The sequence below is a fragment of the Paenibacillus sp. ALJ109b genome (genome assembly GCF_010747435.1).
Taxonomy (GTDB): domain Bacteria; phylum Bacillota; class Bacilli; order Paenibacillales; family Paenibacillaceae; genus Paenibacillus; species Paenibacillus taichungensis.
Window position 1 is genome coordinate 1 of sequence record NZ_JAAIFP010000008.1, and the last position, 12617, is coordinate 12617.

The 12617-nt window shown below is 49.4% G+C and carries 7 protein-coding genes; all 7 read left to right on the forward strand.

Features of this window, described 5'->3' with window-relative positions; translation table 11 throughout:
• Positions 1–53 precede the first annotated feature (53 nt).
• The 7 genes from G3352_RS09750 (at position 54) to G3352_RS09780 (ending at position 12583) form a co-directional block, all read left to right on the forward strand.
• The gene (locus tag G3352_RS09750) at positions 54–4379 is read left to right on the forward strand and encodes an alpha/beta hydrolase fold domain-containing protein (RefSeq protein ID WP_163756056.1); all 4326 of its coding nucleotides are present in this window, start codon (positions 54–56) and stop codon (positions 4377–4379) included.
• Between the two features lie 342 nt (positions 4380–4721).
• Positions 4722–6704 carry a CotH kinase family protein gene (locus tag G3352_RS09755; protein WP_163756057.1) on the forward strand — a complete coding sequence of 661 codons (1983 nt, stop codon included), beginning with the start codon at positions 4722–4724 and terminating at the stop codon, positions 6702–6704.
• A gap of 106 nt (positions 6705–6810) precedes the next feature.
• Positions 6811–7455: a Vat family streptogramin A O-acetyltransferase gene (locus G3352_RS09760; RefSeq protein WP_163756059.1), complete on the forward strand. Its 645-nt coding sequence runs from the start codon at positions 6811–6813 to the stop codon at positions 7453–7455.
• A gap of 231 nt (positions 7456–7686) precedes the next feature.
• A complete protein-coding gene (locus G3352_RS09765; protein WP_163756061.1) occupies positions 7687–9498 on the forward strand; it encodes an ABC transporter substrate-binding protein in 1812 nt (603 codons plus the stop codon).
• An 89-nt stretch (positions 9499–9587) separates the two neighbouring features.
• Positions 9588–10598 (forward strand): ABC transporter permease, encoded by a 1011-nt coding sequence (locus G3352_RS09770; RefSeq protein ID WP_063567843.1) that lies wholly within the window; start codon positions 9588–9590, stop codon positions 10596–10598.
• 1 nt (position 10599) lies between these two features.
• A complete protein-coding gene (locus tag G3352_RS09775; protein WP_063567844.1) occupies positions 10600–11436 on the forward strand; it encodes an ABC transporter permease in 837 nt (278 codons plus the stop codon).
• Between the two features lie 4 nt (positions 11437–11440).
• Positions 11441–12583, forward strand: coding sequence for an ABC transporter ATP-binding protein (locus tag G3352_RS09780; RefSeq protein ID WP_163756063.1), 1143 nt, complete (start codon positions 11441–11443; stop codon positions 12581–12583).
• The last annotated feature ends 34 nt before the right edge of the window (positions 12584–12617 follow it).

Sequence of the window (12617 nt, forward strand, 5' to 3'; positions counted from 1 at the left end):
AAGGTTGTTCTGTCATCGGAGTGGCAAGTCAGCTTAATACGGAGGGGATACAAGTGAATGACGTGTTCAAAACGTGGAAGAAGCGGGTTGTACTTGTTGCCATGTCTGTCATACTCATTAGCGGTATTACCGTTCCCGTGCATGAAGTCCGGGCGATGGAAGACGCTGTCCCTCATTCTATTTTAAATACTACGCAGGAAGAAAATATCCCAGATCCGGAGGGACCAGAGCTGGAGATTTACGCGGAAAACTTTGATGATCCGGACAATTTTGGCTCTACAGGCGGAATTGCATTGAGAGCTCCCTGGTTGCAGGAAGGAGGAGGTGGAAGTAAGGCCAAAACATCGTCTTCCACAACCGCCCCCTCGCTGCCCAACATGATCAAGATTGACGGAACAGATGCACTTGCGCTGCCACTTGATCTGACTGGATACGGAAATATCCGGTTGAGCTACTACACACGCGCCTCATCCTATATCATTGGAAGCATTATTATCGAATGGTCGAAGGACGGAGGCATTTCCTGGGCAACGCTGGAGACATTTGAACTTCCCCCAGGCACTCCTGACGTGAAGAACAAGGAAGGAAATACGCTAAAAAGCTGGACGCTGGGTTCGGAAGCGAACAATAACAGCACAGTGAAAATTCGATTTCGGACAGGAGATGTCATGCAGGCCAACATGTATATCGACAATGTTGCCATTTACGGTCAGGCTATTCCCGGTATAACGCCTGCCCCATCCCCAGTGCCGCCTGGGGAGGAGAATACTGAATTTACGCCACCACAAGGAGTGACTTTATACGAGGATGTGGAGATTGGCACGGCTGGTGGGCGAGCAATCTATTCATCCATTGCTGTTCCCGAGACAGCGGCAGCTGAACCGATGCCGGTCATGGTCTATATCCATGGAGGTGGATGGAATCACGGGGACCGGAAGCAGGCATTGAACTCCATATGCAATTATGTACTCAAACGAGGTTATATCGGTGTATCTCTGGACTACCGGCTGACGCCTGAGGCGCCTTTCCCTGCCCAGATTCAGGATGTAAAGCTCGCTATCCGATATTTGCGGGCCTATGCAGCCCAGTACAATCTGGACCCGAGTCGTATCGGCGTCTGGGGATCATCAGCGGGCGGCCATCTGGCTGCATTACTCGGCACAACAGGAGACATGGTCGCTGGTGACACCGTAGTGCTCGATACAGGGGTGACGGTAGGTGTACCTGATCTTGAAGGTTCTGGCGGATGGCCTGAGTATTCCGACAAAGTGCAGGCCGTTGCCGACTGGTACGGACCAGCTGACTTTACGACGACATTTGCCAATAACTATAGCTCGGTCACGGCTCTGCTTGGCGGGCATCGTGCGTTCGATGTTCCGGAGCAGGCCAGACTTGCCATGCCGGGCACGTATGCTTCACCGGATGATCCACCGTTTTGGATTCGGCACGGTGATGCTGATGCCACCATTCCCTATACCGACAGTGTTACTTTCGCGGGACAGCTTCAATCTGCGGGTGTCCCGATTGTGGATATGAAAGTCGTACCCGGTCAGGGGCATGGATTTACAGGGACAGCTTCCGAGGTTGCTAATGCGGAGGCATGGGCCTTCCTTGATGAACATGTGAAGAACCGGATCGTTACGGAGTCCATTATTTTCAAAAGCAATCCCGAACACACTTCGCCTGGAGCCGAAGAAGAGGAAGAAGAAAAACCGTTGATTGAGAAGGTCATCGCCAGTAAGCTGCCGAGCGACGATGCGGCGATTGACAGCAGCAAGCCTGATCTGAATTTCAATCAGGCCACGGGCTCCAGCACCGGATTACTAAGCATCTCCTCCACTTCGTCGACCAAGAAATATGTGTACTTCAAATTTGATATGTCCGGAAATGAGCCGGAAGGAGATCAGTATCGACTGCGGATTGCCGCCAAAAAAGGCACATCGAATATCGATACAGAGTTGTCTCTTTACAGTATGAATGAAACAGACTGGAGCGAATCATCGTTAACCTGGTCGAATGCTCCGGTCCAAAGTCTCAGCGAAAGTTCGCTGCTTGGCAAATTCCAGGTCACGGCAGATCGTAATGGAAGCCCGGCCGTCTATGAAGTTGATGTAACCGATTATGTGAAGAGTCGTCCAGATGCGGGGCAGGTTGCATTTTTGCTCGCAGATGCGGGATCAACAGGTGTTTCCGTGAACGTATACACCAAGGAAGCCAACGGAACGAGCAATCCGCGTCCACAGTTATCGGTCATTGCTTTAATCGAAGAAGGCAGTGACACGCAGTCACCAGAATGGGAACAGGGAGCTATACTTGAGATTCGCAACTGGGGAACGGATTTTGCGGAACTGAGATGGCCAGCGGCCAGCGATGATACGGCTGTATCTGCCTACCGGATTTATCGGGATGGAGTTATGCTGGCAGAACAAGGTAAGCAGTCATTTCATGACAGCGGACTTGCAGCCGGAACATCGTACACGTTTCAAGTGAGGGCGATTGATGAAGCCGGCAACGTCAGCAGTGCTTTATCAACTGATATGATCACCCTTGCCGTTCCGGTATCGTCCTTGCCTGTTGCTTCCGTCTCGGCAAGCGGTAGCGACGGCAACCTGGCGACCAATACCATCGACAATAACAGTTATACACGCTGGTCTGTTGCCGGAGAGGGGCAATGGATCACGTTTGATCTGGGTCAGGCTCAGCAAGTGGGCTATGTTGGGATTGGTTTTTACAAAGGGGATGTCAGGAAGACCTTCTTTGAGGTAGAAACGTCTGTTGACGGAAATCATTGGACCCAGGTATTCAATGGCGAAAGCAGTGGGGATACAACAGAAATGCAGGCATTTGATATCCCGGACACTTCTGCACGTTATGTACGGATCACCGGGCATGGCAATTCTGATTCCAGTATTTATACAAGTCTGACCGATGTACATCTGTATGCCCCTTATGCAGGGGGAGGAACGCCTGTTGCCCTGATTCCATACATTGAGCCTCAACCACCGGAGGGAACGGTGCCTTTTATCGCCCCAGGTCTGACGGAGACAGATGGAACACCGCATACTATCCATTCTCCTCATGCTGTAACTGGACGTACGATTGATGTACGGAATTACGGAGCAGATCTGGCTGATAATACGAGTGATGATCGACCTGCAATACAGGCCGCCATTGATGAGGCTAACGTTGGTGATGAAGTGTTTTTGCCTAATGGAGTGTACAATTTGTTGTCCGGGCCGGATGGAACCACTAACCTGATGCTCAAATCCGGGGTGAACCTGAGAGGAGAGAGCAGTGGAGGAACCGTGCTCAAGACATCCCTTGATCAGGTGATGGGCAGCGCCGTCCTGAAAGCATCGGCTCAGCACAGCATTCTTGTATCCAACATGACCATAACATCATCCTGGTCTGGCAGCTACACGACCGATCACAAATCCAACAATCCCTCCGCAGGGGGGCCAGATAGCATGATCCACATCGCCAACTATGGTGAGGCACCATCGTATGACATTACGATCGACAGCGTAATTGTGGAGAAATTCAAACGAATGGCTATCCGCATCGAACACAGCCGAGATGTCGTTGTGAAGCATGCAACATTCCGTAATGCAACAGATCTGGGCCCTGGGGGTTCAGGCTACGGAATTTCCATTCAGGGAACGGCCAAGACCGATCGGCTTGGCTTTGACAATGATACGATATGGAATGTGGTGGAGGATAGTACGTTTGAGGGACCTTATCTCAGACATGGAGCGTTGATCCAGTTTGTCGCCCATAACAATGTGCTGCGTGGCAATACATTTAACGGAACAAAGCTGGATGCTATTGATCTTCATGGTGAACTGGAGTATTTGAATGAAATCTCCGGCAATGTCATTACGGATGTACTGACAGGCGCAGGGATCGGACTTGGCAATACAGGGGGTTCAGCACCCAGCAACCACAGCAAGTCGGGTAAAGGAAACTACATTCATGACAACACGATCACGAACAGCCAAATCGGCATTTCGGTAACCATGGGCACCCCGGATACATTAATCGAGAATAATCTCATCGAGAATACAACCACGATTGCCGATGCAGCAGGAATCAAAGTGCTGAACGGACCGGGCACAGTAATACGCGGCAATGTGATCCGTAACAATACCGCTAGCGGTTACTGGGGCGTTCGGCTTGAACGCGACAAAGGCGATGCTGGGGCTGGCAATATTGGCGAAGGGAATCCCGAGAATGTGTTGATTGAAAATAACCGAATCGAAGGTAACGCGAATGGAATCGGACTCTTTGCCGGAGTAGGCATTCTACTAAAGGCCAACATTCTAAACAACGTGAATGAGGACTACTACAAAGCAGCAGGTGTTACCGTTACCGAGCAGTAAAGGATCAGAACAAGTAGCCTAGCAGGCGACTATATAAGTTAAAGCTCAATTTTACACTTAAACGGAGAGTGCAGAACCAATATGAAGAAGCGTAGCGTGCGCCTTTATCACCAAATTTTTCCCTTGGACAAAGGGAATGATGAAAATCTGGGGATAAGAGCGATCGGAAAATGGTACTGCAATCGGAGTGATAAGGTGTAACATTTATAGTTCAACTTATGTAGCCTGATGGGCTACTTTTTGTTGTGAATCATTGATTTAAGATTCATTAAAGGTTTGTCCTCTACCATGGTTTCATAAGCCTAAGTTGCTTAACAGAAACCAAGAAGGAGGATTCATCATTTGAATAGTTTACTACGTAAAGTTGCAGTAACGGCCTTGTCCGTGACGATGGTAACATCATCTTCTTTTGTTTTGGTAGGAAGCCCGAACGCTGCGTTTGCCGCAGAGGATACAACCACCAGCACAGGCGTCACGCAAGCCTATGAATCGTTGTTCCAAACGGACAACGTCATTGATGTGAATGTTACGATTGATGATGCAGACTGGAAGAGCATGCTCGAAAGCCCGCTGGATAAGGATTATAAGAAGGTAAGTGTGGAAGTGGACGGTAACAAGCTGGATAACGTTGGTTTCTCCACCAAGGGTAATCTGACTTTGAAATCCGTAGCCTCGATGCAAGATTCGGACCGTTACAGCTTCAGACTGAAGTTCGATAAATACGACAAAACACAAACCCTTCTGGGTCTGGATAAAATGGTCCTGAACAACAACTACGCCGATCCATCGTACATGCGTGAAGTTCTTCATTATGAAGCGCTGCGCAGCATTGGAATGGATGTACCGATGACGAACTACGTTAACCTGTATATCAACGGCGAACTGGTTGGTTTCTATACCGGGGTCGAAGCAGTAGATGACAGCTACCTGGAACGCAATTATGGTGAAGATTATGAGGACGGTGTCCTCTACGATACGGATGAGAAGAGTTACCTGCAATATTCAGAAGGCAGTGACTACAGCACCATCACAGAAGATTTGGGTACGGACGAGAATAAAACCAAACTCAAAAACTTCATCAAAACGCTGAATGACATGCCTGAGGGTGAAAAAGGCGATATCGAGAGTGTGCTGGACGTGGATTCGGCACTGAAATATATCGCGGGCAACATGGTCTTTGGTAACTATGACAGCTATAGCGGCGACAAAGGGCATAACTACATGCTCTACGGCGACGCAGATGGCAAATTCACCGTTGTACCTTGGGACTTTAACATGTCCTTTAATGGATACTCCGGTGGAGGCGGACGTGGAACAGCAGGATCAACGACGACCAACACCAACGCAACGAATGTATCTGTGGACGAGCCAGTACTGGGCATTAGCATGGAAAATGTACCGATGATCAACAACCTGCTGGCCGTGCCTGAGTATAAGGAAAAATACTTGAGCTACGTCAATGAGTTGACGGATTATATGGAAGGCATTCAGGACCGTATCACAGGTCTGGCTGATATCATTCGTCCATATGTAGAAGCAGATCCAACGAAATTCTACACAACTGAGCAGTTTGAATCCAACATTGCATACTCTGCCAACGCTGATGCAACAGGTGGCATGGGTGGCATGGGTGGTACACCACCAGAAGGATTCGAAGGCATGACACCACCAGAGGGCATGGAAGGTATGACGCCTCCGGAAGGTTTTGAAGGCATGACACCTCCCGATGGTACAACACCGCCGGATGGCACAACGGGAACAGGAACAACAGACAGCACAGGCAATACTCAGACACGTCCGGGCGGTAACTTTGGCGGAGGTGGAGGCATGGGCTCCATGGCAGCTGGATCGCTGACGACGTTTGCCCTGAACCGACTTGCCAATCTGCAAGAGCAGCTTGGACGCGAAGTAACACCTCTGCCAGAGACTTCAGACGATACAGGAACGGATAACGGAACAGGAACAACAGACAAAGCAATTACTGTATCCCTTGATGGCAAAGCGATTACGTTCCCGGATCAGGATCCGCTAGAACAAAGTGGCCGGGTTATGGTACCCGTGAACGCCATCCTTGAAGCTTTGGGTGCAGAAGTAACGTGGGACAAAACAGCGAAAACTGTAACAGCTGTTCTGAATGAGCAGACGCTTGTGCTCCAGATCGGAAGCAGCACGGCAACGGTGAATGGTGAAACGCTCGAAATTGATGCACCAGCGATTATCAAAAACAGTCGCACCCTTGTGCCGGTACGCTTCATCTCTGAAGGACTGGGACTGACCGTAGATTGGGATCAAACGGCTGCACAAGTAACACTTACATCTAAATAAGAAATTTCTCCGGTAGAGTAACGTTGTTCTATTGAGAATGAGAAAAGGGATTCGATGGTCAGATCGAATCCCTTTTTGGTACAATGAGGAAAAGGAGGGAACACATATGGCTCCCGATAAAACGAAACTCTTCCCTAATGATAATATTCGTACCGTTTGTTACATTCAGAATTTGCCGCCGCGCTCTAATGTGTTGATCGGTGATTATACGTATTATAGTGACAACAGTCGTCCACCCGAGCAATTTTATGACCGCATTCAGCATCATTATGATTTCCTGGGCGATCGTCTGGTGATCGGTAAATTCTGTGCAATTGCCGAAGGTGTGACATTCATTATGAATGGTGCCAATCATCGGATGGAGGGCATGACGACTTATCCCTTCAATATTTTTGGTGGTGGTTGGGAGAGAGTGACCCCTACGCTGGATCAGCTGCCTTTTAAGGGAGACACAGTATTGGGCAATGACGTCTGGATTGGACAAAATGTAACCATCATGCCGGGTGTCACGATTGGAGACGGTGCCATCGTCGCTTCCAATGCGACAGTCACCAAGGACATCGAGCCTTACACCATTGTGGGTGGCAACCCGGCCAAGCCAATCAAAAAGCGCTTCGACGAAGAGATCATTGCTTTATTGCTGGAACTGAAATGGTGGGATCAAGATGAGGCGTGGTTGGACACTCATTTGGAACGACTGGTCTCTACATACGATCGGCAGACATTACGTGAGCTTCTGAAGAGCAGGTAGGTTGGTGTACGTGAATTGATGTGCAAAAAACGAGGCTATCGCTGGTTCCTTACGGAGCCGGCTTTTTCATTTTGGATTTTATATTTCCATAATCACATGTTTGGTATGTCCCTATAAACAATGTCTCAAAATTGAGAAAAGAGATGGAATGTTTGGTGTGAGATAAGTCATAGAATAACTTTAAGTAAGCGCTTCCAATAACATCAATATGAATTCACGGAGGGGTTCAGAATGCGATTTAAAAGAGCTGCCACACCGCTCGTCGCTCTGTTCATGTCGGTCACATTGTTTGCCGGATGCCAAAGTGTTCAGCCACCATCAGTAAGCGAACCACAAGGGACGGTGGATACACCGACCACGACAACCCAGAACGAACCTGCACCACAGACCAACAAGGAGACTCCACGTAATGAGACATTGTATATCAATGGATTGCAATGGGGGCCACCAACCAACTTCAATCTGTTGAGCGGAAATCCCGCATTCCCAGTGAATTACGGCAACTCCAGGGAACTGGTGTACGAGACACTGTTTATGGTGAACCAGCTGGACGGTGGCCTTGAACCTCTCTTGGGCAATTCGTATGAATGGACGGATGAAACCACGCTGCGCATTGAGTTGAATGCGGATGCGAAGTGGAGCGATGGAACGGCTTTTACAGCAGATGATGTTGTGTACACCTATGAATTGGGCAAAAAATACGATATCAACTGGAGCAGCTTCTGGACCTACATCAGTGAAGTGAAAGCGGATGGAGCGCAGGCCGTGGAAATTAAACTGAATCCTGATAACCCCAACAAGCTGACTGTACTGGACAGCATTGAACTGATCCCGATGCTGCCGAAGCATATCTGGGAAGAGATCGAGAAGAAGAACAATAATGATCTGACCGCGATTCGCAAAGAGGTTAATGATAATCCGGTGGGAACCGGAGCCTATAAGCTTCACTTTTACAACGACCAGAAAATTACGATTGTACGTGACGACAACTACTGGGGACAGAAATTGTTCGGCAAGCTGCCTGCACCGAAGTACATCACCCATGTAATCTACAAGGATAATGCCGCAGGAGATCTGGCGTTCAAGAGTGGGCAAGTGGACGTCTCCCAGCAGTTTATCCCTCAAGTGTGGAAGATGTGGGAAGGAGGGGCTGCTGTCAAAACGTATCTGAAGGATGCGCCGTATTATCTGCCCGGTTCCATGCCAAGTATTTTCTTCAATCTGTCCAAAGCCGGACTCGATAATGCTGACGTTCGCCGTGCAATAGCCATGAGTATCAACTATGAAAAAATCTCGGAGCTGGCCATGAGCGGTTATTCCGCACCAATGCAGCCTTCCCTGACCTTGAACTCGGACGCCGAGTCCAAATATATTGACCAAGATGCCATCAAGTCATTGCAGTGGACGATGGATATTGAAGGAGCCAACGCCCTGCTCGACAAGATTGGAGCAACCAAAGGCAAAGACGGCATCCGTGTCCTTAACGGCACTCGCCTTGGACCTTTCGAGGTTGAATGTCCTTACGGCTGGTCTGACTGGAACGCTGCCCTGGAGATCGTAGCGCAGAGCGCCAAGGCCATAGGGATTGAAATTCGCACCAAATTCCCGGAATCCCCGGTATGGACCAATGATCTGCAAACCGGCAAATTCGATATCATCATGAACACACCTGCAGGAGGAGTCAGCCCAAGCCAACCATGGAACCGTGCGATGACGATCATGTACTCCAAAGGGGTTGCCCCAATGGGTGAGATGGCATTCTGGAACTGGGGACGTTACCAGAATGACCGCGCAGACGCCATTATTGAAGAGATTCCATCTGTGTCTGACGAGGCGAAGCTGAAGTCACTGTATACCGAACTGAATACGATCTGGCTGAAAGATATCCCTTCCATTCCGCTGATGTACAGACCATGGGTCTTTGACACCGTAAACGAATCGGTCTGGAAAGGTTTCCCGTCCGAAGGAGATGGAACCAACATTCCGCCGCAAATCTCGATGGACGGTGCGGGTATTAAGGCATTGTATCAGATCCACAATTAAGGAACTCATATTGAATCAGGACACGATGAAGTGAACCGTCACTTCAGACATAAGGCCCTTATCCGCTAAACTCGGGGGTGCTAAATCTTATGAATGCCTATTCCAGATATGTCGCCAAAAAAGTATTCTGGTACGGCCTGACCCTGGTCATCGCCATCGGACTGAATTTTATTTTGCCAAGACTGATTGAAGGTAACCCGGTGAGCATGATCGCTTCCAAAATGACGTCAGGGATGACCGACTCGGATTCCATCAAGCGGGTGTATGAGACATTTACGGTTGAATTCGGCATTGATCAGCCACTATGGACCCAATTCGGCATCTATTTGAAAAATCTGTTCACTGGCAATCTGGGCACGTCCTTTGGACTGTATCCGAAGCCTGTGACGGACATTCTGGCCTCCGCCGTCCCTTGGACGGTGGGGCTTCAACTTCCGGCCATCCTGGTCGGCTGGATCATTGGCAATTTGCTCGGTGCGATTGCAGCGTACCGGAAGGGTGTTTTTGATAAAGTGCTGTTTCCGGTAGCATTGTTTATCAATTCCATTCCTTTTTTTACTCTGGCTATTATTATGCTGTATGTCTTTGCGTTATCACTGAAATGGTTCCCTTTATCAGGCGGATATGACTTCCAGATGGTGCCGCAGCTGAGCTTCGACTTTATCATGTCCGTGGTTCGCCACCATACCTTGCCGTTCCTCTCCATCGTGCTTGTGACCATTGGTGGTCAGGCCATTGGCATGCGGGAGATGTCCATCTATGAGCTGAATTCAGACTATGTGTTATACAGCAAACTGCTGGGTATTCGCGACGGCCGAATTGCGCGTTATGTGTTCCGCAACGCCATGCTGCCGCAAATTACGGGACTTGCGCTCTCCATCGGTACGATGGTCGGCGGATCACTCATCTGTGAGATTGTCTTCAGTTATCCGGGCATCGGCACATGGTTGTTCACGGCCATAAGGCAACTGGATTACCCATTAATCTCGGGGTGTACGCTGCTGATTGCCATTGCTGTATTGCTTGCGAATTTCACTATTGATGTCATCTACGGTTTCATTGACCCGCGCATCAAGGCCGCTCAAATGGAGGAACAGTGATATGAAGCATTCGATCTCTATTTTGCTGAAGTCACCCAAATTCATGATCGGTGCGGTGACTTTTGTCGGCATGCTGCTCTTGGTTACGATCTATCCACTCATTAATCGCAGTGATCCACTCGAGATGATTGCGATGGCGTTCCAGCCACCTGGCGATGGTTTGCTATTAGGATCGGATAATTTTGGACGGGACATCTTCCTTGAATTGATGTATGGCATCCAGACATCCGTACGTGTGGGGCTGATTGCAGGTGTGTTTGCAACCGTTATCGGTCTGGTTATGGGCCTGGTGTCGGGATATATCGGGGGAATGCTGGATAACTTTCTGACGGCGATCACCAACATTTTCATTGTTATTCCTTCTTTTATTATTCTGATCTTGATCTCCGTCAGCATTGATTCACGCAGTTCCCTGGTGACGGCGATCATCATCGGTATAACCAGCTGGCCTTGGACGGCCCGGGCTGTGCGAGCCCAGACGACCTCTCTGCGCAGCCGGGATCATGTTCATATTGCGAAAATTTCGGGACACAGTACGCCGCGTATCATTATCCATGAGATTTTGCCGTATATCGCGTCTTATGTGGTGATGGCTTTTGTGCTCCAGACGGCATCGGGCATTCTGTCCGAAGCATCCATCTCCATGCTGGGACTGGGGCCGTACAATACGATCTCGCTCGGTATTCTGATGAACTGGGCACTCGTGTTTGAAGCGCCAGTAGCAGGGGCGTGGTGGGCTTTCATCCCTGCAGCGCTGGCGATTGCCGTCATTACCTTCTCGCTTTATCTGATGAATACGGGCATGGACGAAATTTTCAATCCGAAAATAAGGAGCTAAGACCATGAACCAACCTATACTTCAGGTCAGCGGTCTGAAAACCTATTACCGTACCCGGCTCAAGGAGAACGTCTTTGCCGTCGACGGGGTGGAGTTCGGACTGAAAGAGGGGCAGACGCTGGGCATTGCAGGTGAATCGGGCTGTGGCAAATCGACGCTGGCGCTCAGCCTGATGGGCTTTTATTTCCCGCCGCTTCATTATGGCAGTGGTTCGATCCGCATCAATGGTACCGATATTATGCAGCTGAACAAAGAGCAGCTTCGTTCGCGCATTCTGGGCAAAGAAATTGCTTATATTCCGCAGGCCGCCATGAATGCACTGAACCCAACGCTGCGTATTATCAGGTTTATTGAAGATATCATGAAGGAGCATCGTCCGGAGATGAAACGGTCGGATGTACGGAAGATGGCTACGGAGCGCTTCCAATCACTGAATCTGTCGCCGGATGTGCTGGATATGTATCCAAATGAATTATCCGGCGGCATGAAGCAGCGAACGGTTATCGCTATCTCAACGATTCTGAATCCCAACGTGCTTATTGCGGATGAACCTACTTCGGCACTGGATGTAACCTCCCAGAAGGCAGTCATTCGTCTGTTGAAGGATTTGTTGAAACGCAAGGTAATCAAATCACTGGTGTTCATCACACATGAGCTGCCGCTGCTGTACCATGTCACGGATGAAATTATGGTGATGTATGCCGGGGAGATTGTGGAACGAGGCACGGCAGAGCAGATGATTTTCAATCCGCTGCATCCGTACACTCGCAAGCTGATGGGTTCCATCATTGTACCGGAAGAGGGCATGAAGGAGCACAAACTGGCTGCGATTCCTGGTGCACCACCAAATCTGAAGAATGTGCCGGAAGGCTGCCGCTTTGCAGAGCGCTGTACACTGGTGACCGACGAGTGCCGCCAGGGCAAAATCGAGAACATTCATGTCGATGGGCGCATATATCGCTGTCTTCTGACACCGGAGATGCTGGAGCAGATCAGGGAGCAGGAGAAGGAGCGGGACGGTCACTTAGAGCAGGAGAGCATAAACGAAGCATCTCAGGAGAAGGAACAAAACCAGAAGGGAAACGGCTTAAATAAAGATGAAATCAAGGATGTTCGAACTGCCACAGATGATACTGCAGACCAATGAAATGATTCTCTCTGGGCGTAATGGGCTCGGATCA